Origin of the sequence: Caldicellulosiruptor naganoensis (assembly GCF_026914285.1) — a bacterium.
GTDB lineage: Bacteria > Bacillota > Thermoanaerobacteria > Caldicellulosiruptorales > Caldicellulosiruptoraceae > Caldicellulosiruptor > Caldicellulosiruptor naganoensis.
Map to the genome: position 1 here is coordinate 1,870,978 of NZ_CP113864.1, position 25,073 is coordinate 1,896,050.

Sequence of the window (25,073 nt, forward strand, 5' to 3'; positions counted from 1 at the left end):
ATCTTCCCTTCATAAGTTTTTGAAATTTTTTACAGTTTAATTATAAACACCAAAACAAAATATACAGCCATCAAAATCAAACCTATTGGAACCCCAATCCTTGCCCACTCTTTACTTTTAATTTTGAACTTTCCTGCAGAGATTATATTTGGTATATTTCCGGGAATTAGCATTCCTCCACTTATAATCATTCCAAGAACAATTGCTCGGACCTGTTCATCTGTCATTTCTCTTGAAATCTCTGCAGCTGCCAGGGTAGCATTATCCACTATTGCAGAAATCATGTTTACCCAGTAAAGAATTTTGGCATCTAACTTTATGATGTACAAATCTATCAAGGGTTTAAAAGCAGTCCCTAACAGTTCAAGTGCAAATACGAACACAAAAACCTTAAAAGCCCTTAAAAACACATCTTTAATGCTCTCTGCACTTTCTGTAAATTCATCTTTATCTGTTTTACTTGCCTTTTTAACAACAAGAGCTGCTAAAAAAGCCATTAACAGTATTGTGATAAAAATTTCTAACCCAATTGCTCTTGCTAAATAGAAAAAGTCTGCTTTAAGCTTTGAAATAGTAATTGTTGCTAACGGTTCACCAACTGGTGTCAATGCCGCTCCAAATCCAATTGCAAAGCACGCCAATACAATAACCTTTACCTTGGTGTTTCTGTCAAGTGGCATGTGATGCATTATTTCGGTTAATAACAGTGACGCAATTATGGCAGTAATAAAACTTGAACTTAATCCCAAAATAACAATTATAACAAACACAAAAAGCTGGATTGAAATTCTATGAGTTAGTAATTCTATCATTGTGTTTATTCTATTTCTAAAGAAGAAAAACAACATCCCTGCTATCAAAACAGCAAAAGTTATATAATAAAGCAAATGATTTTTAAGAATATGTTCAAATAAATCTAAGCTCATTTGCTTTGAAATAATAACACCTATAATGCCCATTATGAACAAAAAATACTCTAAATTATGTTCAACTGCCTTAACAAAAAAAGGCAAAAATAAAATAATCAAAAGTAGTACTATTAACCCACTAATCATTTTTTATCAATCCTTTCAAGATTAATACTAAAATTAGTTGTTTTTACTCGTTTGGTACTCTTGAGTTATTATTTCATACACTTGAGAAAGAATATACTCCAATCTTTCAATATTGTTTTCTAAATACAAATAACCAATTAATGTTTCAAGTGCTGTAGCATATTTATAATCACTCAACTTAGCATTCTTGGAAATGGTTTTAGTCTTCGCATTCCTGCCTCTCTTTACAATCCTTTTTTCATTTTCGTCAAGCTTTTCATACAATTTTTTTATAGCTACTGCTTGACTTGAAGCCCGAACATACATAGTAGTTTTCAAGTAGTAAAGATAAGGAGTCAAATCAGGATTCTCGGATATCACTTTATTTCTTACATATAACTCATACACTGCATCGCCGATATAAGCATATACTAAAGGACTAAGCAATTCATCAACACTCTCTCTTGAATGAATTCTAAAAGTCACTTACTCACTAGACTTTTCTCAATCAGCAGTACCTAAAACTCTAATTGTATTGACATATGGGTCAGCAGTGCCCTGAAGCTGACAGTCCTCCTCTTTCAGAAGTTTAATGTAATCTACAAGGTCTTTTGTTATTCTCTCCCCAGGCAAAATTAGTGGTATTCCCGGCGGATATGCCATCACCATTTCGCCCGAAATCTCACCAACTGCATTGTCAAGCTCAACAACCTTCTTTGAACTATAAAAGGCATCACGTGGCGAAACAATAACCTGTGGTGAGTGAAGCACTATTGTTGGAGTCTTTACATCTTTTACACCAAGCTTCTTTGCCATATCTCTAAGTGCTTCAATTAGCTTTTCCACACTCTCTTGTGTATCACCTAAAGTAATTACTGCCAAAATATTGTAAAGGTCAGACATCTCTATCTGTATATTGTACTCCTCTCTTAAAATTCTTTCAGCTTCATAACCAGTAATTCCAAGCCTTCTGACATTGATTCCAAGCTTTGTCTCATCAAAGTCATAAACACCAGGTGTTCCAATAAGCTCTTTGCCAAATGCATAAAGTCCTTCAATCTTGTTTATTTCCTCTCTTGCCATCCTGGCAAGTCTCAAAGTCTCTTCTAACATCTCTTCACCATACATAGCAAGCTGTTTTCGTGCAACGTCAATTGAACACATCAAGATATAGGATGAGCTCGTTGTCATTGTAAGGTTCAAAATTTGCCTTACTGTCTCAGGTTGAATCCTGTGACCTCGCAAAAGAAGTACCGAGCTTTGAGTAAGCGAACCTGCTGTCTTGTGTGTTGACACAGCGCTCATATCAGCGCCAACTTCCATCGCAGTTAACGGAAAATCATTGTGAAAGCCCATATGAGCACCATGCGCTTCATCAACTAAAACTGCCATACCAAATTTGTGTGCAGTTCGAGTTATAGACTTTAAATCACTTGCTATACCATAGTATGTTGGATTAATAACAAACACAGCCTTTGCATGAGGATGCTTCAAAATAGCCTTTTTGACGTTCTCTACTGTCACACCCATTGTAATACCAAGCTCTTCATTTACCTCTGGCTGTACATATACAGGAATTGCCCCACTCAGGATTATTCCACCAAATGCACTCTTGTGTGCGTTTCGGGGCAAGATAATCTCATCACCAGGCTCACAAGCTGACATTATCATTGTCTGCACACCAGCTGTTGTACCGTTTACTAAGAAGTATGCATACTGGGCTCCAAATGCACTTGCAAAAAGCTTTTCCGCTTCGCAGATAACTCCAATAGGATTGTTTGCATTGTCTAAATCTTCCATGCCATTTAGGTCCATTAGCATGACGTTCTGACCCACAAAATCGGTAAATTCTTTTAAGCCTCTTCCGTATTTATGTCCTGGCACATGAAATGGGATGATGTTTTTCTCAATGTGTCTTTTTACAGCATCAAAAAGGGGTGTTTTGCTCTGGTCCTCCTTTGTCACCTTATTCTGCCCTGCCTCCATCCTTTATATTTTTTAATTTTCTGAATGATAATTATACCACACTACAATTTTTTTAAAAGTACTTTTTTATTCAAAAAATATCCTTCTGACACCTTCCACCAGGTAAAGGTCTGTTATGAGCTGATTTATATTGACATCAGGTAGGACCAAAACTTTATAATAGACCTTTTCTGTATCTTCATGTATAAATTTAAGGTCTTTTATAGTAATAGAATGTGCAGACAAAATAGAATCAATTTTTTGTATAGAATCTTTGAGATTATGTCCTTCAACAACAATTGATCTTAAAATTCCTTTGGAGACAAATCTCACTTCAAACTTCTTTAAAAAAATCAATGTAAGATACACAGCCGCTGTTGCCACAACGGCTCCTTTGTAATAGCCAATTCCAATAGCCAAGCCAATACAAGCAACAGCCCACAGAGTTGCAGCAGTTGTCAAGCCTTTCACAGTAGCACCGTCTTTGATTATGGTCCCTGCACCTAAAAAACCAATTCCTGATATGACCTGAGCGCCAAGCCTTGCAACATCTATGTTTCCATGTCCTTTATAGTAAACATTGAAAATATACTCAGATGTCATCATAACAAGTGTGGAACCCACACACACAAGTATATGAGTCCTGAAGCCTGCCGGTCTGTGGACATTTTCACGTTCCATGCCAATAAGTCCACCTGCTAAGATTGCGAATATAATTTTCAGTATATCCTCTAACATTTTTAAATCCCTCATATCTAAAAAAAAAATAGAGTATATTAATTATTTTATACTACAACTTTTAACAAAATTAAAGGGGCCACAGCAAAAACACTGCAACCCCAGGATAGAAAGTGTTTTTACAATATTTTTAAAATCAGACTGCATTGTGAACAAATGCAACAATCTTTCTGCAAGGAATGTCTACAATTGAACCAAGACCACAAAATCTTCTTGGATATGGGTAGCAGCAGTATCTATGTCTTCTGTGATGTTCATGTTCTTCACATTCTCTTTCTCCTTCTCTTCTGTACATTCTGTACATAAATAGGTCATCTGGTGGTGTTCCAACTGTCACAATAAGTCTTACAAATCTTGGTGTGACCAGGGCCAAAACACCTGTAAATCCTTGACCGCTTTCTCCTCCGCTTTCTGTAAATACAGTGACTGTCTCTCCCAAGTACCTTCTCATGTGCTCGCAGATGTCGTGGCAGTGGTGCTCGTGACTTTCGTACCTTAAATCCAATTTTTCTGACATACCATCTTCCCTCCCATAATTCATATTATGTCTTCTTTCATTTACATAATATGAATTATGGGTAAACTGTGTTACAAAAAGTTTTATTTAACTTCCAAAGTCTTCAATTATCTTTATTGCATCTTCATATGAGTTTACAACTATTCCCTTTTTCAATTCCTCAACCTCTTTCTGAGGCAGATTATCAATACTTATAGGGAGTTATAAGCTTGAGATTGTCTCCATCAACAGGTTGAGAATAAAAAATTGCTACTCTCCCATCTTTGATTGAAACTATAAAGTGGTGTGAACAATAACCTTCAAATATTCTACTTATTACTACATACTTGGAATTAAAAGCATCTATTTCCCAAGCACTAAAAAGCCTCCTAAAGTCCTCCTTGACCATTCCAAAATATTCCTGAGGAATATTAGATTTTTCTTCAACTATATGTCCGCACGCCTTAAAGTATTTCCTGACTATCAAAATTGTATTTTCATCTATTCTCTGAGGATAACTATCTTTTATATAGGCAATTTCTGTAATATTCTTTCCTTTCAGCTGCTGCTTTGATTTTATCTTGCTTTTTTCTATTGTAATAGTAAATCCCACTGCAAATGATACAAGAAATAAGAAAATAATAATAGCAGTGAGAATGGCAGTCTTAAAATAAAGTTTCATACCTAAAAGCCCCCACTAACATGGACTTTTTTTACTATTATTCCCTGCCAATCTCACTGCTATACATAAAAATTTACTCCTCTTCCCAATTATGATATACCTCTTTTACATCGTCATTGTCCTCAAGCATGTCAATTAGTCTTCTCATTTTTTGTGCATCTTCTTCAGAAAGCTTTACAGTGGTTTGAGGAATCATCTCTATCTGAGCTCTTATAAATGTAAATCCATCCTTTTCTAAACCCTCTCTCACCTTTGAAAAATCCTCTGGAGAGGTTATTATCTCATATACATCATTCTCTGAGGAAAAATCTTCAGCTCCATACTCTAAAGCCTTTTCCATTACAAAATCCTCGTCCGGGAAGCTCTCTTTTTCTATTATAATCACACCTTTTTTGTTGAACATCCAAGACACACAGCCAGTCTGACCCAAATTACCACCATTTTTGTCAAATATATGCCTAATTTCGCCGGCAGTTCTGTTTCTGTTGTTTGTCATAGCCTCAACAATTACAGCAACACCGCCCGGACCATATCCTTCGTATGTAATGTCTTCGTACCCTGTTGTGTCAATCTCCCCAGCCGCTTTTTTTATAAACCCCATTATCTTCTCCATAGGCATATTGTTAGCCTTTGCTTTTGCAATCACGTCTCTGAGTTTTGGATTTTTCTCAGGGTCAGGTCCATACATTTTAGCTACAACCATCAACTCTCTGCCTAATTTTGAGAAGATTTTGGCTTTCTGAGCATCAGTTTTTTCCTTTTTATGTCTGATATTTGCCCATTTCGAATGTCCAGCCATATGCTTTCCTCCTATACCTCAAATGCTCACATTTTTCTATTTAGGAATTATAAATTTAATTTAGGATTAATGTCAAATGGAATTTACTCATACATATTATAAGTAGAACATTTCTGTAAAAGAATCTGGAAAAATGAATAGAAAAATTGTAAATCAAATTTTGATACTCACACTATGCAATATTCTAACATACAGCCTATTTTTCTTCTACAGAGTGTTTATCTCAAGACAAATCGGCTCTATTGGCATGGGCCTTTATACATTTGGTATGACCTTGTACTATCTATTTTATAACATCTCAAGCGGCGGAATCTCGACAGCAATTTCAAAGTACATAGCTGAAACTTCTGAATTGTCAAAAATAAAAGTAAAAACCATTTTCATTATGGGTAAAATTATATTTTTGTGGAGCGTTGTAGTTGCAATCATTTTTTTATCTTTAAATCCTATACTTTGCACTGGTGTATTCAACACCCCTGTTCTCCAAGAAACCATCTACCCACTTGTTATCTGTAAAGTGGTTGTTTCGCAATCAGCAATCTTCAAAGGTTTTTTTATGGGATGCAAAATCCTTCTCCGCCTGCATTTGCGGAGGTTTTTGAAAATCTTATGAGACTTTCCATTATGTGTCCTCTTTTTTTAAATCTTGATAAAACTGCTTCATTTGAAACAAAACTTTTTCTTACCTTTCTTGGAATACTTTTGGGTGAATTTTCGAGCTGTGGTTTTCTCATAGCAGCATATAAGATTAGGTTTTCAAAGAATACTCTTAAGATCAACTTAACTGATCTTGTCGAAATACCTTCTAAGATATATAAAACTTCTATTCCATTAGCAACAATAGGTGTTATTGGAATGATATTTCAATCGCTTGAAAACATGATTATACCAAAACTTTTTGAGTTAATCGGTATGGAAAACTCTCAAGCTATTTCAGTATACGGGATCATAAATGGAATGAGTTTTCCTGCTGCATTACTACCTCTTGTGATAATAAATTCACTCTCAATTATTATAATACCAACTTTGTCCGAAATAAAAGGATATGACAAAACTTTAAACTCACGAATAAACTCTTTTATTTTCACAACATTAATAGTCTCTCTACCCACCACATGTATATTTCTACTCTACCCGGTTGAGATCTGTGCCTCTCTTTACAAAAACCAGTTAGCAGGAAGCTATTTAAAACATATTGCACCCGCTATAGTTTTTTATTATATTTCTGTCACACTTTCAAGTATATTAAACGCACTTGGAGAGGTTGTTTTTAACTTTGTTCAAAGTACCATATTGATAATCATCCGCCTTCTACTTTACATACCTTCAATATTAATCTTCAAAAATGAACTTCCCTATATCTGGATTACCAATATGTTTGCTCTAATTTCCTGTATTGTTATGATAGAAAAAATTTCAAATTTGAAACTTAAATTTACACTTGAAAAAGATACAGTTGTTTCTCTTCTTTTTCTTGCTTGTTTTTGCTTGTTTGTTATACTTGTGATTTTCTATATCTAGATTACAACTATGGCAATATTTGTACCATTGTTTCTAATAGGGTATGCACTTTGTGTTTTTGTCTTTTTGCTATATAAAAAACGGCGTAAGAAAAACTGAGGGTACATATACATAAAGCAATGCTTGAGCTGTGATAACTACAAACAGAACAAAAAATGCTTTTGCTTTTGATATACCAAAACCCTTTGAGAATGCTTCATATAAAGATATTAAAAATGTTATTTCAGCTACTTTAAAGATTACGAAACTTAAAGGTAAAAATGACAATATTATTCCTGCCAAAAATACATAACAGGGAATTAAATATGAGACCGTAAGAATTGTTACAATCTGGGAAAGATTTGTTTTTTTCCTTGTCAGTATTGAGGCTATTCCAAACAAAACTATGCTTATAATAAAAAGTCTCAAGATTTCAGCAGAAAAAAGGTTTATCACAAGTCTTGCCAATCTTAGATTTTCGATATCGTAGTTTATTATTCTCTCTGCAAAAAAAATTAACCCAGACTCATGTGGCAGTATTTCATTCCTATTTCGAATCTGAATATACACATATAATGAAAATAAAACCAAATAAATTAGATAAACCACTATTCCGACAGGAAAATTATTTATAAGAGAAATATCTTTGACAAAATTCAAAGGATTAAAGATAACATTCTTGTATATACTTTCTTTTTTGTTCACAGAATCACACCCTTTTTGTTTATAAAATTCTCTTAAACTTTTAAATTGCCTCAAGGCACAGACCTTTTCTTTCAGCCAAAAAATTACCCGCTGTAAGATCAGAAATGTTTTTAATAAGGTCTTCAGCATATTCTGCCTTTACTAAAACAAGAATATCTATCACTTGCGAATATTCTATTTCAAGTATCTTGGCTTCAGTTTTCTCAATTAACCATTTGACCTTTTCAAAGTTAGGGTACTCCAAAGTTATTGCTATCTTTTCACACTCGTGATACTCTAAAATTCCCGCCTTTTCAATACAAACTGCAGCAGCTTGAGTATATGCCCTTACAAGTCCTGATGCTCCAAGAAGTATTCCACCAAAATAGCGGGTAACAACCAAAAGAACGTTTGAAAGTCCGTTTTTTCTTATAACCTCCATTACAGGAAGACCTGCTGTCCCCTGTGGTTCTCCATCATCTGAATATTTCTGGATAGGATATTCAATGCCGTATGTATAAGCATATACATTGTGAGTTGCATCATAAAACTCTTTTCGAACTTCATTTAAATAAAAATCTACTTCTTGCTGATTTTCCACTCTAAATACCGATGCAATGAACCTCGATTTTTTTTCTATAATCTCTGATCGTGTATTTTGTTTTATAGTCTTGTAACCCATTCTTCATTGCTTCTCCTTTTTGTGTAAAGTTTTATATGGGAAAAACTCAAGATAACCAACCAATTTACTAAAGCAGAAGTAAAAGGGCTGTCATATTTTGTTCAACTGACAGCCCTTACTTTTCAATTATATTATAAACATCAATTTAAATATTCACAAGCTGCTTGTATTGCTGATACGCATAAGATGCTAAAGCCTTGTCTTGACTATAAGTAATCTTCTGAAGAGCTTCTTCAATGTCAAAATACCCTGCATCAAATACATTCTCTTCTTTATTTTCTTTCAAAAACTCTGGGGATTTTGCCTCCATGATATACCATACTATCTTGTTACATACAGGTTTTTGACGTGTCACAGAATAGAACTCATAACTTGTTTGACCTGCTGTTGACAGAATTGAAGCATCAATACCAACTTCTTCTTTTACGCGCCTCACTGCCACTTCGGGCGCAATCTCGCCATTTCTGATAACACCTTTTGGGAAAACCCATTCACCCTTTTCATTCTTCATAATAAAAATCTTCCCCTGGTAGAATACAACCCCACCAGCACAGTTTCTAATAAGCACTGCGGACAACCCCTTTCTTTTTATTTGAATTTTAAATTTCCCCCTAAATAAATAATACCCTCTTTATGCATTATATTCAACTTTACATTCTCGAATGTGAAAAATTTTTCTTCATATCCTCTCAACAATCATATCAAGCAGCTTATCAATCCCCGTTCCGTCTTTTGCTGAGATAAAAACAGTAGGAACTTTGTCAAAAACATTGAGATCAAGAGAGTTGACTTTGTCAATCTTGTTATACACTCTGATAAGAGGAATGTGGTCAGCACCAAGCTGTTTTAGTAAATCCTCTGAGACTTTTATGTGTTCAAAGTAGAATGGGTCTGATACATCTACAACATTTAAGATTAAATTTGAATATTTTACTTCTTCAAGAGTTGATGAAAAGGCTTCTACTAAATGATGTGGAAGATTTCGTATAAACCCAACCGTGTCTGTAATTAAAAACTCTTTACCTTTGTGGTACACTCTTCTTGTGGTAGTGTCGAGAGTAGCAAAGAGTTTATCTTCAACAAGCACGTCTGCTTTTGAAATCCTGTTCATCAAAGTTGACTTGCCAGCATTGGTATAACCTATAATAGAAACAACTGGAACATTGTTCTCTATTCTACTTTTTCTCTGTACCTCTCTACTTTTCTTTACCTTTTCAAGTTCCTTTTTAATCTCTTCAATACGTCTTTGAATATGCCTTCTGTCAAGTTCAAGCTTTGTCTCACCGGGTCCTCTTGTGCCAATTCCACCACCAAGTCTTGAGAGTACTGTTCCCATTCCACGAAGTCGCGGGAGCAGTGTCAAAAGCTGTGCAAGCTCTACCTGGAGTTTTCCTTCTTTTGTCTTCGCCCTTCTTGCAAATATGTCAAGTATTACATCTGTTCTGTCAATTACTTTTCTTAAGAGTGCCTCTTCAAGATTTTTTATCTGGGCTGGAGTCAGCTCTCTGTTAAAGATTACAACATCAATGTCTTTTTGCTGACAAATTTGCAATATCTCCTCTACTTTACCCCTACCTATAAAATATGCAGGGTCTATATTCCTCCTTACTTGAACAACCTTGTCAACTACCTTTACACCTGCTGTGTAACATAAGCTCTCAAGCTCATCAAATAGGTGTTTGTCTCCTTCAGAATCGCTTTTAGGCCACACATCAACCAAAAGCGCCTTCTCTTCAATTTTATCGTTGGCAATGTCATAAAGCTTTTCTCTTTCTTTTTGTTTTTGGTCAATTTCTGAAATCTTATGAGATATGTCAAATTCATAGAAATATTCAACCTTAAAAGGACCTATTATTTCAACATCTTTGAGTTCCTTTCCCCAAAAAGCAAGTGTTGCCTCTTCTGTTTTGAGCGAAATTGTCATTATATAATCATATTTTTCCAAAATCAGTGTTGACAAATCATTCATAGAGGGGGTAGCCTGGCTTGTCGGATGAGTATGGATAATCGCTGCTTTTTTCTGAGCCTCAGAAGCATCTTCAAGTTCTATCTTATCTTTCTCGCCAATTACAACCTCTTCAACGTTTCCCTTCCTATTTATTACAATAGCAACTTCTTTATTTAGCTTCTGTGAAATCTCCTTTAAGCTATTGTAGATAAATTCATCTATCATGTACTCCTCGCTTTTGTAGTGTTTGAGCTTTTCAATAAGGTCCCTGTAGTATTCTCTTATCCTCGCCATAAACCCTGAAATCAAGCCCCCTTTTTAAAGGATTTTTTTCAGTCAAAAAAAAGCCCAAACCTAAGAGACTTTATAGTCTGTCCCATAGGCTTGGGCTTTTTTTGACTACTCAATTATTGTTGTAACAGAACCTGCACCAACTGTTCTTCCGCCCTCACGGATAGCAAATCTGAGCCCTGACTCAATAGCAATTGGAGAAATAAGCTCAACTGTCATCTCAACATTGTCGCCAGGCATGCACATTTCAACGCCTTCAGGCAATGTAATTGTACCTGTAACGTCTGTTGTTCTGAAGTAGAACTGCGGTCTGTAACCTGTGAAGAATGGTGTATGTCTTCCACCCTCTTCTTTTGTCAATACGTAAACCTGTGCTTTGAATTTAGTGTGAGGTTTGATTGTGCCTGGCTTTGCAAGAACCTGACCTCTTTCAACCTCATTCTTCTGAATACCTCTGAGAAGACATCCAACGTTGTCACCTGCAACTGCCTCGTCAAGCACCTTTCTGAACATCTCAATACCTGTTACAACAGTTTTCCTTGGTTCTGGAGCAAATCCAACAATCTCAACCTCTTCGCCTGTCTTGAGTGTTCCTCTTTCAACTCTACCTGTAACAACTGTACCTCTACCTGTAATTGAGAACACGTCTTCAATTGGCATCAAGAATGGTTTATCAATGTCTCTCTGCGGTGTTGGGATGTACGTATCAACAGCATTCATGAGTTCTATAATGCATTGATACTCTGGCGCATTTGGATCTTCTGATGTTGACTCTAATGCTTTCAAAGCTGAACCCTTTATAATTGGTACTTCATCACCTGGATAACCATACTTTGAAAGAAGTTCTCTAACTTCCATCTCAACAAGTTCAATTAATTCTGGGTCGTCTACCATGTCTACTTTGTTGAGGAATACAACAATGTATGGAACGTTAACCTGTCTTGCAAGCAAAATGTGCTCTCTTGTCTGTGGCATTGGACCATCTGCTGCAGATACAACCAAGATAGCACCGTCCATCTGAGCAGCACCTGTTATCATGTTCTTTACATAGTCAGCGTGTCCTGGGCAGTCAACGTGTGCGTAGTGTCTTGCATCTGTTTCATACTCAACGTGTGCTGTGTTGATTGTGATACCTCTTTCTCTTTCCTCTGGAGCCTTGTCAATCTGGTCATAGGGCATGAATTGAGCCTTACCTTTGAGAGCTAAAACCTTTGTAATTGCAGCTGTCAATGTTGTCTTACCATGGTCAACGTGTCCAATTGTACCTATGTTTACGTGTGGTTTTGTTCTTTCAAATTTTGCCTTTGCCATCCTAATTTTATCCTCCTTCACGGTAATAGTATTTTTTTGATTTATGTTAATTTAAGATTACAACCAATGCTTATAAACTATTTTACCATTTATTTATTCTTCATTTCAAGAATCTTATCAGCAATATTCTTTGGAACTTCTTCATAGTGGTCAAACTGCATCGTATATGTGCCACGACCCTGTGTTTTAGACCTCAGGTCTGTCGCATATCCAAACATCTCAGCAAGTGGTACATATGCACGGATAACCTGGGCGTTGCCTCTCAGTTCCATACCCTCAATTCTTCCTCTTCTTGCATTTATATCACCCATTACATCACCCATATACTCTTCTGGAACAACAACCTCAACCTTCATAATAGGCTCTAAAAGCACCGGTTCCGCTTTTTTCATACCTTCTCTGAAAGCCTGAGCTGCTGCAATCCTGAATGCCATGTCACTTGAGTCAACTTCATGGTAAGAACCATCAAATAGAGTAACTCTTACATCCACAACTGGATATCCTGCTAAAACACCAGACTGCATAGCTTCCTGAACACCTGCGTCAACAGCTGGTATGAATTCTTTTGGAATCACACCACCGACAATCTTGTTAACAAATTCGTATCCTTTGCCTCTTTCAAGCGGTTCAAGTTCAAGCCAAACATGGCCGTACTGACCTCTACCACCAGATTGCCTGATGTATTTACCTTCCACCTTAACTGATTTTTTAATTGTCTCCTTATATGCAACCTGAGGCTTACCAACGTTTACATCTACTTTGAATTCTCTTCTCATTCTGTCAACAATAATCTCTAAATGTAGCTCACCCATACCTGCAATGAGAGTCTGCCCAGTCTCATGGTTAGTTGATACTCTAAATGTTGGGTCTTCTTCTGCAAGTCTCTGGAGTGCAATACTCATCTTTTCTTGGTCAGCTTTTGTCTTTGGCTCAATTGCAACCTGAATAACAGGCTCTGGAAATTCCATTGATTCTAATATGATTGGATGATTCTCATCACAGAGTGTATCACCAGTTGTTGTATTAGACAAACCAATTGCTGCACAGATGTCACCCGCATATATTGTGTCGATGTCTTCTCTGTGGTTCGCATGCATCTGAAGAAGTCTTCCAATTCTTTCTTTCTTGTTCTTTGTTGAGTTATACACATACGAACCTGCATGAAGTACACCAGAATAAACTCTTAAGAAAGTTAATTTACCGACGTATGGGTCAGACATAATCTTAAACGCCAATGCACAGAACGGCTCATCTTCACTCGTTCTTCTTTCAATCTCCTCACCTGTTTCAGGTGAAATTCCTTTTACAGCTGCAATGTCCACTGGTGATGGCAAGTAGTCAACAACAGCATCCAAAAGTGGCTGAACACCTTTATTTCTATATGATGAGCCACATAAAACAGGAGTCATCTGCAGGTTTATTGTTGCTTTTCTTATCGCAGCTTTGAGTTCGTCAACCGTGATCTCTTCGCCTTCTAAATATTTTATCATAATCTCTTCGTCTGTTTCAGCTACAGCTTCTAAAAGTTTTATTCTGTACTCTTCAGCAATGTCTTTTATCTCATCTGGTATCTCTGTTTCCTGTGCAACCTTTCCTAAATCATCTACATATATAATAGCCTTCATTGTAAGAAGGTCAACAACACCTTTAAATGTGTCCTCTTTACCAATTGGAACCTGGATTGCAACAGGATTTGCACCAAGTCTTTCTTTCATCATCTCAATGACATTGAAGAAATTAGCACCCATTATATCCATCTTGTTAACATATGCAATCCTTGGAACACGGTATTTATCTGCCTGTCTCCACACAGTCTCTGATTGAGGTTCTACGCCGCCTTTTGCACAAAATATTGCAATAGCCCCATCCAGCACGCGCAAAGACCTTTCTACTTCAACTGTGAAGTCAACATGCCCTGGTGTGTCAATGATGTTTATTCTATGTCCTCGCCACTCACAAGTTGTAGCAGCCGAGGTTATAGTAATACCTCTTTCCTGTTCCTGCTCCATCCAGTCCATGGTAGCTGTACCTTCATGGACTTCACCCATTTTATGAACTTTACCAGTGTAGAAAAGAATTCTCTCTGTTGTTGTTGTTTTCCCCGCATCTATATGAGCCATAATACCTATATTTCTTGTTTTTTCAAGTGGAAACTGCCTAGGCAATTTCTTCTGTCCTCCTTGTCAAAAAAGTAATTTTACCATCTATAATGTGCAAAGGCTCTATTCGCTTCTGCCATTCTATGTGTATCTTCTTTCTTCTTAACTGCTCCACCTGTGTTGTTTGCAGCATCCATAATCTCTGCAGCAAGCTTTTCCTTCATTGTTCTTTTGTCTTTTCTCTCTCTTGCATACTCAACAAGCCATCTCAAACCAAGCGAAAGTCTTCTATCAGGTGAAACTTCAATTGGAATCTGATATGTCGCACCACCAACTCTTCTTGGCCTTACTTCCAGTACCGGCATAACATTATTAAGTGCTTGTTCTAACACTTCAAGTGGATCCTTACCCGTCTTCTCTCTAACTATATCAAATGCACCATATACTATCTTTTGTGCAATAGATTTTTTCCCATCTTTCATTACTTTGTTTATGAGTTTTGCCACAACTTTGTCGTTGTAAACTGGGTCTGGTAATATCTCCCTTTTCTTAACTGGTCCTCTTCTTGGCAAACTCTACCCCTCCTTTTTAAAAACTCTAACTGCCTCTTTAGGCCTTACAACAACTTATGCTGCTTTCTCAGATGTATTATTTCTTTGCAGTGCCTGCTGCCTGTTGTTTTGGCCTTTTTGCACCGTATTTAGAACGGCCTTGTCTTCTGTTAGCAACACCAGCACAGTCCAGTGCACCTCTTATAATATGGTATCTAACACCTGGTAAGTCCTTGACTCTTCCACCTCTTACCAATACAACAGAGTGTTCCTGCAAGTTGTGACCAATACCAGGAATGTACGCTGTCACTTCAATACCATTTGTAAGTCTGACTCTTGCTACCTTTCTCAAAGCAGAGTTTGGCTTTTTAGGAGTGATAGTCTTTACAACTGTGCAAACTCCTCTTCTCTGTGGACAGCTTATGTCGTAGTATTTCTTTTTAAGTGAATTAAAACCTTTTTGAAGCGCTGGTGCCTTTGACTTATCAACCTTCTTTTCTCGGCCATATCTTACAAGCTGGTTTATTGTTGGCATCTGTACACCTCCTTGTTAAAAATCTTATTCAATTATTGCGGCAGAGGATGCTGCCACACTTATACCACAAATCTTACCAAGTTCTTTTTCTTGACTTTGTCAGTTTGAAACTCAAAAAGCTTGGGGGGACTGGGATTGACAAAATATGGACCTCAATTTTGTCACTACATCATTTGCTAATACCAATAAATTCTAAGCCTTCCTCATATGTGATGAAATTTTTTGGCCCCTTTATCTTCATCACATTCAGTATATCTCCAGCTCCTCCTTCTGTCCTTTGCTTTATCAAATATTTCTTCCCTTTTATCTCTATTTCAATAAAATTCATTGAATCTATTGCTTCCATTATCCCTTCACTACTTATTCCTTTACCTTTTTTCCTCAAAATATATTCCAATGTCCTCTGTAATAAAAATGCCAAAAAACATATCACAAAATGTCCTTTTATTCTGCTTTCTGTAAAGTGATATATCGGTCGTACTTCTAAACAGCTTTTCATTACTCTGAAAGACTGTTCTATCTTCCATAAATCGTGATATGCTCCTAAAACTTCTTCTACATCCATATCCTTTTTGCTCGTTTGTATTGCATAGTAACCGTCAAACTTCTCATCTCGTTTTATCGCTTCCTCATCCAATACATATTCTTCTGACTTTGATTTCTTCTTCAAATATTTCCTCGCACCTTTTTTCTCTAAGGCTGTTATACTTCCTTTGTTCTCTAAAAGCTCTTTGGCTTTTGATACCAATCTCTCTCTGTCTTCTTTGTCTTTCTTAGCTCTCTTGCTTGAATAGGTTATTATCAGTCTCTCTTCTATTTTAAACTCTTTACACTCTTCATCCTTGATAACATTTGTTCTTTCCAATACCTTATATTTGAATTCATCTCCATAAATTTCTTCAGCATTCAAACATCTTTTGCCATCAAGTCTTTTATATCCTTCTTCATTAAAAACTTCATCTAAAATTTCTTTACTTGCATTCTTTAATCTGCTTGCTACTATATAATCGTATCCCGCTTCTTTTATCATCTTTAAATTTAATCTGCTGTTGAGCCCTTTGTCTGCTACTATCACTATCTTATCTATACTAAATTTTTCTTTCAGTTTCCTCAGTATCTTTACCATTGTTTTGCTATCTATTGTATTGCCAGGAAAAAGTTCATAACCTATCGGCCTGCCTTCTTTGTCTACCAAAAGCCCTAACACAACCTGTACTTCATTTATCTTGTTGTCTTTGCTAAAACCAAAATTTTTAAGTTCATCGGCTCTACAACTCTCAAAGTATATTGTCGTCACGTCATAAAAAACTACATCAACTACCATCTTAAATAAATCCCTATTTTTCTGATACAGATACGTCTCTAAATCTTCTTTTATACTGTCAAGAAAATCTAAACACCTGTACAACTGATTTAAATCTATATCCTCTTCAAATCCAAAATATTTATTTCTCTGATGATAAGTTCTTAGTTTGCTCATAGGTTCTATCAATCTCTGTATGGTCATTAAAAAACTTACTTTGTCTACATCAAATTTTATCTTTCTCCCTTTTGTTGCTTTCTCTTTTGAAAACTTATCTATTTCAAGTTCTTCCCATAACTTTCTGAATACAATGTATCCCCAATTTTTTATAACTGCATCCGATACATCCTCTTCAGATTCAATAGTAACAGCTTTTGTATTTCCAGTAGTTGTTTTTTCAACAATGTCGGATAGTTTTTTTACAATGTTTTTAAAAGCAGGATCACTTTTGAGAAGATCAAGTCTACCAAAATTAAATAACACTCTTTGTTTTACCTTGCCATTTTCACGATAGTTTTCGACTAATCTAACATACTGGTAACCGCCAGCATTAGTTATTTTGACAAACATATGGTAACTCCTCAAAGGTATTTTGAGTAATTGTACCACAAAATATTCAAAATGTCAAGTATTTATAGCATATTTCAGACTATAATTTGCCACTACAATTTTTAAAATTTTTTATTTTTCTATTCTCAAAACCCGCATAAATTAAGACTTTGTTATTTTTTGTTAGCTCAAAAACTCCTCCTAACTGACAAAGTCAAGAAGCTGGTTTATTGTTGGCATCTGTACACCTCCTTGTTAAAAATCTTATTCAATTATTGCGGCAGAGGATGCTGCCACACTTATACCACAAATCTTACCAAGTTCTTTTTTAGAATCAACAAAGACAAGTTTAATGCCTTTTTGTTTGCACATTTCTATAATATCCCTCACTACCCATTCGTCGCTATCTTTTGCGACAAACACTACTTTCGCTTTCCCTTTCTGGATAGCTTGGGCAGTTTGGCGCGCACCTACTGTTTTAGGAGAAGTTTTTAAGGCTTCTAAATCTGATGACAAATTCATTTCCTCCCTTTTTCACAATGGAAGGTGTAAAATTACACTCAAATATAATAACACTCAAATTATTTTATGTCAAGAAAGTTTAACTAAGCAGCCTTTAAAGTTTTTTCAAGGGGTATGCCTTTAAGAGCTTTCTCAGGCATACCCCTTTTTAAATTTTATTTTATGCTTTTTCTTCAACCGCAATATTTCTGTATTTTGCCATACCAGTTCCAGCGGGAATGAGTTTACCTATAATAACATTTTCTTTAAGGCCAATGAGTGGATCCACCTTACCCTTAATTGCTGCATCTGTCAAAACTCTTGTTGTCTCCTGGAAAGATGCAGCCGACAAGAATGACTCTGTTGAAAGTGCCGCTTTTGTAATACCCAGAAGTACTCTTCTTCCAAGAGCAGGACGCTTGCCAGCTGCAATTGCTTTATCATTTTCATCCTCAAATCTGTGAATCTCAACAATCTCACCGGGCAAAAGATCTGTATCACCTGGGTCTTCAATCTTTACCTTTTTCATCATCTGTCTGATAATTATCTCTATATGCTTGTCATTTATATCAACACCTTGCATCTTGTAAACTTTCTGAACTTCTGCTAAAAGATAGCTCTGAACTCCTCTCGGTCCTTTTATTCTCAAAAGGTCATGAGGATTTATAGAACCTTCTGTCAGCTCATCTCCAGCCTTGACATAATCTCCATCATTTACTTTTAATCTTGCACCATATGGTACTTCGTATGTTCTCTCCTCTCCATTGTCATTTCGTATTGTGATTGTTTTCTTCTTCTCCTCTTTGATAGAAACATATCCTTCTATCTCAGAAATTATCGCAACTCCCTTGGGCTTTCTTGCTTCAAACAGTTCTTCAACTCTTGGAAGACCCTGGGTAATGTCTTGCCCTGCAATACCACCTGTGTGGAATGTTCTCATTGTAAGCTGTGTTCCTGGCTCACCTATAGCCTGTGCTGCAATTATACCAACTGCTTCTCCGACGTTTACTGGCTGGCCTGTGCCAAGGTCAAGTCCGTAACATTTTGCACAAACTCCATATCTTGTCTTGCACTCAAGTACTGACCTGACATACACGCTCTTTATATCAGCATCTATTATTTTCTGTGCTATCTCTTCTGTGATAAGTTCATTTCTCTTGACTATTACCTCTCCAGTTTGTGGGTGGATTATATCTGCTGCAGCATATCTTCCTATAATTCTTTCTTCAAGCGTTTCAATAACTTCTGTGCCATCCTTAATCTCTTCTACCCAAATACCTTTATCTGTGCCACAATCCTCTTCACGAACAATTATATCCTGTGCAACATCAACAAGTCTTCTTGTCAAGTAACCTGAGTCTGCAGTTCTCAGTGCTGTGTCTGCCAATCCTTTTCTTGCACCGTGTGTAGAAATAAAGAACTCTATAACGTTCAAACCCTCTCTGAAATTAGATTTAATAGGCATCTCAATTGTCTTTCCGGATGGGTTTGCCATAAGACCACGCATACCTGCAAGCTGGCTTATCTGATTTTTGGAACCTCGTGCACCTGAATTTGCCATCATGTATATTGGGTTAAACTCATCCAGGTTTTTGATAAGTTCTTCAGTAATCTTGTCTTTTGTTTCATTCCAGATAGCAATTACTTGCTCATATCTTTCCTCGTCTGAAATCAAACCATGTCTGTATAGTTTTTCAATGTTCTCGACCTTTTGTTCAGCCTCTGCTATGAGTTTTTGCTTAACCTCTGGAATTACCATGTCAGATACAGAAATTGTAATTGCTCCTCTTGTTGAAAATCTAAATCCAAGTTCTTTTATCTCATCTAAAATCTCTGCTGTTCGAGTATTCCCGTAAACTTTTATGCACCTGTCAATGATTTTTCCCAGCATCTTTTTGTCAACAAGAGTGTCTATCTCGTATTTTATCCAGTTTTCTTTCTTGCTTCTATCGACAAAACCCAAGTTCTGCGGAATTATCTGATTTAGTATAATTTTCCCTACTGTTGTCTCGACAATACCTGAAACAACTTCACCGTCTTTTTCAACCGTCCTTTTTACTTTAATTCTGGCATGTAGTCCAACCACTTTATGTTCATATGCAAGCAGTGCTTCATCTTCTGATGAGAACATCATCCCCTCGCCTTTGTCACCTTTTTTCTCAAGCGTCAGATAATAGATTCCCAAAACCATGTCCTGGGTTGGAACTACAATAGGTTTACCGTCAGCAGGTTTTAGCAAATTGTTCGCAGAAAGCATTAAAAACCTTGCCTCAGCCTGTGCCTCTGCAGAAAGTGGAACATGCACCGCCATCTGGTCTCCGTCAAAGTCAGCATTGTACGCTGTACAAACAAGTGGATGAAGTCTTATAGCTCTTCCTTCAACAAGCACTGGTTCAAAGGCCTGAATTCCAAGCCTGTGCAAAGTAGGAGCACGGTTGAGCAAAACAGGATGGTCTTTTATAACCTCTTCTAAGACATCCCATACTTCACTTCTTTGTCTTTCTACTGCTTTTTTCGCATTTTTGATGTTGTTACATATTCCTTTTTCAACAAGTTTTTTCATCACAAATGGCTTGAAAAGTTCAAGTGCCATCTCCTTTGGAAGACCGCACTGGTAAATCTTGAGCTCAGGTCCAACAACTATAACAGAACGTCCTGAATAGTCAACACGTTTTCCTAAAAGGTTTTGTCTAAACCTTCCTTGTTTTCCTTTTAACATATCAGAAAGAGATTTTAATGGTCTGTTCCCAGGACCTGTGACAGGTCTTCCGCGTCGACCATTGTCAATCAGAGCATCAACTGCTTCCTGAAGCATCCTCTTCTCGTTTCTAATAATTATATCAGGTGCACCTAAATCCATCAATTTTTTAAGACGATTGTTTCTGTTAATAACCCTTCTGTAGAGGTCATTCAGGTCAGATGTTGCAAACCTTCCACCATCAAGCTGGACCATTGGGCGAAGTTCAGGTGGAATTACCGGTATTACATCTAATATCATCCACTCTGGTCTGTTTCCTGATTTTCTAAATGCTTCAACGACCTCAAGTCTCTTTATTATCTTGAGTTTCTTTTGTCCTGTTGCTGTCTCAAGCTCTTGTCTTAGTTCTTGAGAGAGCTTGTCTAAATCTATCTCCTTTAAAAGCTCTTTTATAGCCTCTGCTCCCATTCCTGCTTTGAATCTGTCACCATACTTCTCTTTGAGCTCTCTATATTCTTTTTCAGAAAGAATCTGCTTTTTCTCCAAGTTTGGTACATCACCCGGATCAATGACAACATACGCTGCAAAGTACAAAACTTTTTCTAAGTTTCTTGGTGTCATGTCAAGTATAAGACCCATTCTGCTTGGTACGCCTTTGAAATACCAAATGTGAGAGACAGGGGCAGCAAGTTCGATGTGCCCCATTCTCTCACGTCTTACCTTTGATTTTGTCACTTCAACACCACATTTGTCACATACAACACCTTTGTATTTTACCTTTTTGTATTTTCCGCAATGACATTCCCAGTCTTTTGTGGGACCAAATATTTTCTCACAGAAAAGACCATCTTTTTCGGGTTTCAAAGTTCTATAATTGATGGTCTCAGGTTTTTTGACCTCGCCTCGTGACCATTCTCTAATCTTTTCAGGAGAAGCAAGGCTAATCTTTATAGCATCAAAGTTGAACAAATCCATTCCACCTTACACCCACCTTTTTGAGTTTTTTTACTCGTTAAAATCGTCGTCTGCACCTTCATCTTGTTCTTGACTTGCGTCCATTAAATCTTCGTAGAATTTTTCTTTGTCCTCTTCTTCTTCAACGTTTTCAGACTCCTCAAATCCTTGTTCAAAACTACTTAGTCCTTGTGGTTGTTCATCTTCATCGGTAAACTCTTTGAGATCTATCTCCTTGTTATCTTCTGATAGTAGTTTTACATCCAGGCACAAGCTTTGAAGTTCTTTTACCAAAACCTTAAACGACTCAGGAATACCTGGTTCTGGAATATTCTCACCTTTTACAATCGCCTCGTAAGTCTTTACTCTTCCTGTGACATCGTCAGATTTGACAGTTAATAGCTCTTGCAGTGTATATGCAGCACCATATGCTTCAAGTGCCCAAACTTCCATCTCACCAAATCGCTGTCCTCCAAACTGAGCCTTACCACCAAGCGGCTGCTGTGTAACAAGCGAATAAGGACCGGTTGAACGTGCATGAATCTTGTCGTCAACAAGGTGAACAAGCTTCAACATATACATGTATCCTACAGTGACTTCATTATCAAATGGTTCACCCGTTCTGCCATCATAAAGTATAGTCTTCCCATTTGGTGAAAGTCCTGCAAGTTTTAAAGCTTCTTCAATGTCTTCTTCTTTTGCACCGTCAAATACTGGTGTTGCTATCTTCCAACCAAGTACCTTTGCTGCATAACCCAAGTGCGTCTCCAAAATCTGACCAATGTTCATACGCGATGGCACACCTAATGGGTTTAACACTATGTCAACTGGAGTCCCATCTGGTAAAAATGGCATATCTTCAACAGGTAAAATCCTTGAAATAACACCTTTGTTACCATGTCTTCCTGCCATCTTGTCGCCAACTGAAATCTTTCTCTTCTGTGCAACATATACCCTTACAAGCTGATTCACACCTGGTGGCAGTTCATCGCCTTTGTCGCGTGAGAACACTTTTACATCAACAACTATTCCACCCTCGCCATGTGGTACTCTTAAAGATGTATCCCTTGTCTCTCTCGCTTTTTCGCCAAATATAGCACGAAGAAGTCTCTCCTCTGCAGTGAGCTCTGTCTCACCTTTTGGTGTAACTTTTCCTACAAGAATATCCCCACTTTTTACTTCTGCGCCAATTCTGATAATTCCTCTCTCGTCTAGGTCTTTAATTGCATCTTCACCAATATTTGGTATGTCTCTTGTAATCTCTTCTGGACCAAGTTTTGTGTCTCTTGCTTCACACTCGTATTCTTCTATATGAATGGATGTATAGACGTCCTCTTTTACAAGTCTTTCAGAAATCAATATAGCATCTTCGTAGTTGTAACCTTCCCATGGCATGAACGCAACAAGGACGTTTTTACCAAGCGCAAGCTCCCCGTGGTCTGTTGATGGACCGTCCGCTATAACCTCGCCTGCCTTCACTTCTTGGCCTTTTTTCACGATTGGTCGCTGGTTGAAACATGTTCCTTGGTTTGTCCTCTTAAACTTCAAAAGATGGTATACATCCTTTGTGCCGTCATGGTTCTGGATGACAATCTCATCACTTGAAACTTTTTCAACAATACCATCTTTTTTAGCAAGAACACAAACACCAGAGTCTACTGCAGCTCTGTATTCCATACCTGTTCCAATAATTGGAGCTTCTGTTGTCAAAAGCGGCACTGCCTGACGTTGCATGTTAGAACCCATGAGTGCACGGTTTGCGTCGTCGTTCTCTAAAAATGGTATCAATGATGTAGATACAGAAACAATCTGTTTTGGTGATATATCAACAAGGTCTACCTCGTGCTTGTCAACCTCAATGATATCCTCACCAAATCTTACTGTAATTCTCTGGTTGATAAATCTTCCTTCCTCATCTACAGGCTCTGTTGCCTGAGCAATCTTATATATGTCCTCTTCGTCTGCTGTAAGGTATACTACCTCATCAGTCACTCTTGCTTCTTTTTTATCTACTTTTCTATATGGCGTTTCTAAAAATCCATACTCATTGACCCTTGCATATGTCGCCAAAGATGTTATAAGACCAATGTTTGGACCTTCTGGTGTTTCAATAGGACACATTCTTCCATAGTGAGAGTGATGAACGTCTCTTACCTCAAATCCTGCTCTGTCTCTTGAAAGACCTCCAGGACCAAGTGCAGAAAGTCTTCTCTTGTTTGTCAAAGCCGCAAGTGGATTTACCTGGTCCATGAACTGAGAAAGCGGGCTTGAACCAAAGAATTCTTTAATTGCTGCTGTTACAGGGCGTATATTTATAAGTGTCTGCGGTGTTACAGAAGCAATATCCTGTATATTCATTCTCTCACGAATAACTCTTTCCATTCGTGCAAAACCAATTCTAAGTTGGTTCTGCAAAAGCTCACCAACAGCTCTTACTCTTCTGTTTCCAAGGTGGTCTATGTCATCCGTATGACCAATGCCATATTTTAAGCCCAAGAAATAGCTTGTTGCAGCAAATATATCATCTATTGTAAGGCAATATGGCACGAGTTCTCTTTCTCTCTCTTTAATCAACTGTTTGATTTCATCTACATTGTTTGTTGTTGACAAAATTTCCTTTAACACAGGTAAATATACAAGTTCTTTGATGTTCAAATCAGAGACATCAAATTCCACATACTTCTCAAGTTTGACAGTGTTGTTTCCAACTACTTTGAATACTCTATCATCTTCTACATATATCAAAACCTCATTAATACCTGCATCTTGAATAGCAAGCGCTGTTTCTCTTGATATTATCTCGCCCTCTTTTACAAGTATCTCACCTGTTCTCTCATCAACAATGTCTTGAGCAGCTCTTCTGTTGAAAATTCTCTTCCACAACGACAATTTTTTATTTAACTTATATCTTCCTACTTTTGCCAAATCATACCCTCGTGAGTCAAAATACATCCTCCTTAGCAGATTCTTTGCATTTTCAACATTTGGTGGCTCACCAGGTCTGAGCCTTCTGTAAATTTCTAAAAGTGCATTTTCAACTGGATTGCCAAGCTCACCTTTGTTTGCTTCTTTTTCAAGAGAAGCTTTTAATCTCTCATCTTCACCAAATTTGTTAAATATTAACTGCTGACTGTGAAGTCCCAATGCTTTAAGAAATGTAGTTAAAGGTACTTTTCTTGTTCTGTCCAGTCTCACAGATAAAAGCTCACTTGCGTCTGTCTCGAACTCAAGCCATGCGCCTCTATTTGGAATCAAAGTACCAGAGAAAATCTTTCGACCTTGTTTGTCAATAGAAGATGCAAAATAACATCCTGGCGAACGTATGAGCTGGCTCACAATTACTCTTTCAGCACCATTAATTATAAATGTTCCAGTTTCGGTCATTATTGGAAAATCGCCCATATAGATGTCTTGTTCTTTTATTTCACCTGTTTCTTTGTTTATTAATCTTACCTTGACTTTAAGAGGTCTTGCGTATGTTGCATCTCTTTCTTTACACTCTTGCTCAGAATACTTTGGTGGCCCATCAAAATAGTAGTCCACAAACTCTAAAAGCAAGTTCTCAGAGTAGTCCTTGATAGGAGATATCTCTCTCAAAACCTCTCTAAGTCCTTCGTCTAAAAACCACTGAAATGACTTTTTCTGGATTTCCAATAGATATGGTAAATCCAGAACCTCTTTTACTTTTCCATAGCTCATTCTCTGTACTTTTCCATATTGCACAGGACGAGGTAGTGCCAACTAAATCACCTC

At 37.1% G+C, this 25,073-nt stretch carries 22 protein-coding genes; 2 read left to right on the forward strand and 20 right to left on the reverse strand.

What is annotated here, in order from left to right; genetic code table 11:
- Positions 1–29: 29 nt before the first annotated feature.
- The 8 genes from OTJ99_RS09395 to OTJ99_RS09425 all read right to left on the reverse strand — a co-directional run bounded on the left by OTJ99_RS09395 (position 30) and on the right by OTJ99_RS09425 (position 5,714).
- Positions 30–1,055, reverse strand: coding sequence for a DUF1646 family protein (locus OTJ99_RS09395; protein ID WP_045165200.1), 1,026 nt, complete (start codon positions 1,053–1,055; stop codon positions 30–32).
- 33 nt (positions 1,056–1,088) lie between these two features.
- Positions 1,089–1,481, reverse strand: coding sequence for a Mini-ribonuclease 3 (locus OTJ99_RS09400; protein ID WP_200889466.1), 393 nt, complete (start codon positions 1,479–1,481; stop codon positions 1,089–1,091).
- 57 nt (positions 1,482–1,538) lie between these two features.
- A complete protein-coding gene (locus OTJ99_RS09405) occupies positions 1,539–2,999 on the reverse strand; it encodes an aminotransferase class I/II-fold pyridoxal phosphate-dependent enzyme (RefSeq protein ID WP_333782753.1) in 1,461 nt (486 codons plus the stop codon).
- 87 nt (positions 3,000–3,086) lie between these two features.
- Positions 3,087–3,737 carry an MgtC/SapB family protein gene (locus tag OTJ99_RS09410; RefSeq protein ID WP_045165679.1) on the reverse strand — a complete coding sequence of 217 codons (651 nt, stop codon included), beginning with the start codon at positions 3,735–3,737 and terminating at the stop codon, positions 3,087–3,089.
- Between the two features lie 136 nt (positions 3,738–3,873).
- Positions 3,874–4,254, reverse strand: a complete 381-nt coding sequence (locus tag OTJ99_RS09415; protein WP_045165885.1) for a hypothetical protein — start codon at positions 4,252–4,254, stop codon at positions 3,874–3,876.
- A gap of 87 nt (positions 4,255–4,341) precedes the next feature.
- Positions 4,342–4,410, reverse strand: a complete 69-nt coding sequence (locus tag OTJ99_RS12845) for a hypothetical protein (RefSeq protein WP_333782758.1) — start codon at positions 4,408–4,410, stop codon at positions 4,342–4,344.
- Between the two features lie 28 nt (positions 4,411–4,438).
- Complete coding sequence (locus tag OTJ99_RS09420) at positions 4,439–4,915, reverse strand: hypothetical protein (protein WP_235374788.1); 477 nt, start codon at positions 4,913–4,915, stop codon at positions 4,439–4,441.
- Positions 4,916–4,988: 73 nt separating this feature from the next.
- Positions 4,989–5,714 (reverse strand): YebC/PmpR family DNA-binding transcriptional regulator, encoded by a 726-nt coding sequence (locus tag OTJ99_RS09425; protein ID WP_045165678.1) that lies wholly within the window; start codon positions 5,712–5,714, stop codon positions 4,989–4,991.
- Positions 5,715–5,847: 133 nt separating this feature from the next.
- Here OTJ99_RS09425 and OTJ99_RS09430 point away from each other — a divergent pair, with 133 nt between their 5' ends.
- Together OTJ99_RS09430 and OTJ99_RS09435 are read left to right on the forward strand one after the other, a co-directional pair.
- Positions 5,848–6,327, forward strand: a complete 480-nt coding sequence (locus OTJ99_RS09430) for an oligosaccharide flippase family protein (RefSeq protein ID WP_235374786.1) — start codon at positions 5,848–5,850, stop codon at positions 6,325–6,327.
- Positions 6,276–7,235, forward strand: coding sequence for an MATE family efflux transporter (locus OTJ99_RS09435; protein ID WP_235374833.1), 960 nt, complete (start codon positions 6,276–6,278; stop codon positions 7,233–7,235). The genes OTJ99_RS09430 and OTJ99_RS09435 overlap by 52 nt, the downstream gene beginning before the upstream one ends.
- Before the next feature lie 69 nt (positions 7,236–7,304).
- Here OTJ99_RS09435 and OTJ99_RS09440 read toward each other — a convergent pair whose 3' ends face one another.
- From OTJ99_RS09440 to rpoB, 12 genes are all read right to left on the reverse strand, one after another.
- Positions 7,305–7,919 (reverse strand): hypothetical protein, encoded by a 615-nt coding sequence (locus OTJ99_RS09440; RefSeq protein WP_045165677.1) that lies wholly within the window; start codon positions 7,917–7,919, stop codon positions 7,305–7,307.
- Positions 7,920–7,959: 40 nt separating this feature from the next.
- Positions 7,960–8,580 carry a YigZ family protein gene (locus tag OTJ99_RS09445; protein ID WP_045165676.1) on the reverse strand — a complete coding sequence of 207 codons (621 nt, stop codon included), beginning with the start codon at positions 8,578–8,580 and terminating at the stop codon, positions 7,960–7,962.
- Positions 8,581–8,725: 145 nt separating this feature from the next.
- Positions 8,726–9,148 (reverse strand): NUDIX hydrolase, encoded by a 423-nt coding sequence (locus OTJ99_RS09450; RefSeq protein ID WP_045165675.1) that lies wholly within the window; start codon positions 9,146–9,148, stop codon positions 8,726–8,728.
- 111 nt (positions 9,149–9,259) lie between these two features.
- Positions 9,260–10,822 carry a GTPase HflX gene (gene hflX / locus OTJ99_RS09455; RefSeq protein WP_045165674.1) on the reverse strand — a complete coding sequence of 521 codons (1,563 nt, stop codon included), beginning with the start codon at positions 10,820–10,822 and terminating at the stop codon, positions 9,260–9,262.
- Positions 10,823–10,927: 105 nt separating this feature from the next.
- Positions 10,928–12,130: an elongation factor Tu gene (gene tuf, locus OTJ99_RS09460; RefSeq protein WP_045165673.1), complete on the reverse strand. Its 1,203-nt coding sequence runs from the start codon at positions 12,128–12,130 to the stop codon at positions 10,928–10,930.
- 89 nt (positions 12,131–12,219) lie between these two features.
- Positions 12,220–14,295: an elongation factor G gene (fusA, locus tag OTJ99_RS09465; protein ID WP_045165672.1), complete on the reverse strand. Its 2,076-nt coding sequence runs from the start codon at positions 14,293–14,295 to the stop codon at positions 12,220–12,222.
- A gap of 32 nt (positions 14,296–14,327) precedes the next feature.
- The gene (rpsG, locus tag OTJ99_RS09470; RefSeq protein ID WP_045165671.1) at positions 14,328–14,801 is read right to left on the reverse strand and encodes a 30S ribosomal protein S7; all 474 of its coding nucleotides are present in this window, start codon (positions 14,799–14,801) and stop codon (positions 14,328–14,330) included.
- Positions 14,802–14,877: 76 nt separating this feature from the next.
- Positions 14,878–15,315 (reverse strand): 30S ribosomal protein S12, encoded by a 438-nt coding sequence (gene rpsL / locus OTJ99_RS09475; RefSeq protein WP_045165670.1) that lies wholly within the window; start codon positions 15,313–15,315, stop codon positions 14,878–14,880.
- 169 nt (positions 15,316–15,484) lie between these two features.
- Positions 15,485–17,188: an IS1634-like element ISCsa8 family transposase gene (locus OTJ99_RS09480; protein ID WP_045165669.1), complete on the reverse strand. Its 1,704-nt coding sequence runs from the start codon at positions 17,186–17,188 to the stop codon at positions 15,485–15,487.
- Positions 17,189–17,431: 243 nt separating this feature from the next.
- Complete coding sequence (locus OTJ99_RS09485) at positions 17,432–17,689, reverse strand: L7Ae/L30e/S12e/Gadd45 family ribosomal protein (RefSeq protein ID WP_045165668.1); 258 nt, start codon at positions 17,687–17,689, stop codon at positions 17,432–17,434.
- A 160-nt stretch (positions 17,690–17,849) separates the two neighbouring features.
- Entirely contained in the window at positions 17,850–21,341 is a 3,492-nt protein-coding gene (gene rpoC / locus OTJ99_RS09490) for a DNA-directed RNA polymerase subunit beta' (protein WP_045165667.1), read from the reverse strand.
- A 30-nt stretch (positions 21,342–21,371) separates the two neighbouring features.
- Positions 21,372–25,019 carry a DNA-directed RNA polymerase subunit beta gene (gene rpoB / locus OTJ99_RS09495; protein ID WP_045165884.1) on the reverse strand — a complete coding sequence of 1,216 codons (3,648 nt, stop codon included), beginning with the start codon at positions 25,017–25,019 and terminating at the stop codon, positions 21,372–21,374.
- Positions 25,020–25,073: the final 54 nt, after the last annotated feature.

Coding starts and splice junctions, on each gene's coding strand:
- rpoB (WP_045165884.1), bottom strand. CDS start 25,019: ATGAGCTATGGAAAAGTAAAAGAGGTTCTGGATTTACCATATCTATTG.
- OTJ99_RS09410 (WP_045165679.1), bottom strand. CDS start 3,737: ATGTTAGAGGATATACTGAAAATTATATTCGCAATCTTAGCAGGTGGA.
- OTJ99_RS09430 (WP_235374786.1), top strand. CDS start 5,848: ATGAATAGAAAAATTGTAAATCAAATTTTGATACTCACACTATGCAAT.
- OTJ99_RS09435 (WP_235374833.1), top strand. CDS start 6,276: ATGCAAAATCCTTCTCCGCCTGCATTTGCGGAGGTTTTTGAAAATCTT.
- OTJ99_RS09415 (WP_045165885.1), bottom strand. CDS start 4,254: ATGTCAGAAAAATTGGATTTAAGGTACGAAAGTCACGAGCACCACTGC.
- OTJ99_RS09485 (WP_045165668.1), bottom strand. CDS start 17,689: ATGAATTTGTCATCAGATTTAGAAGCCTTAAAAACTTCTCCTAAAACA.
- rpoC (WP_045165667.1), bottom strand. CDS start 21,341: ATGGATTTGTTCAACTTTGATGCTATAAAGATTAGCCTTGCTTCTCCT.
- OTJ99_RS09445 (WP_045165676.1), bottom strand. CDS start 8,580: ATGGGTTACAAGACTATAAAACAAAATACACGATCAGAGATTATAGAA.
- rpsL (WP_045165670.1), bottom strand. CDS start 15,315: ATGCCAACAATAAACCAGCTTGTAAGATATGGCCGAGAAAAGAAGGTT.
- hflX (WP_045165674.1), bottom strand. CDS start 10,822: ATGGCGAGGATAAGAGAATACTACAGGGACCTTATTGAAAAGCTCAAA.
- OTJ99_RS09425 (WP_045165678.1), bottom strand. CDS start 5,714: ATGGCTGGACATTCGAAATGGGCAAATATCAGACATAAAAAGGAAAAA.
- OTJ99_RS09420 (WP_235374788.1), bottom strand. CDS start 4,915: ATGAAACTTTATTTTAAGACTGCCATTCTCACTGCTATTATTATTTTC.
- tuf (WP_045165673.1), bottom strand. CDS start 12,130: ATGGCAAAGGCAAAATTTGAAAGAACAAAACCACACGTAAACATAGGT.
- OTJ99_RS09395 (WP_045165200.1), bottom strand. CDS start 1,055: ATGATTAGTGGGTTAATAGTACTACTTTTGATTATTTTATTTTTGCCT.
- OTJ99_RS09480 (WP_045165669.1), bottom strand. CDS start 17,188: ATGTTTGTCAAAATAACTAATGCTGGCGGTTACCAGTATGTTAGATTA.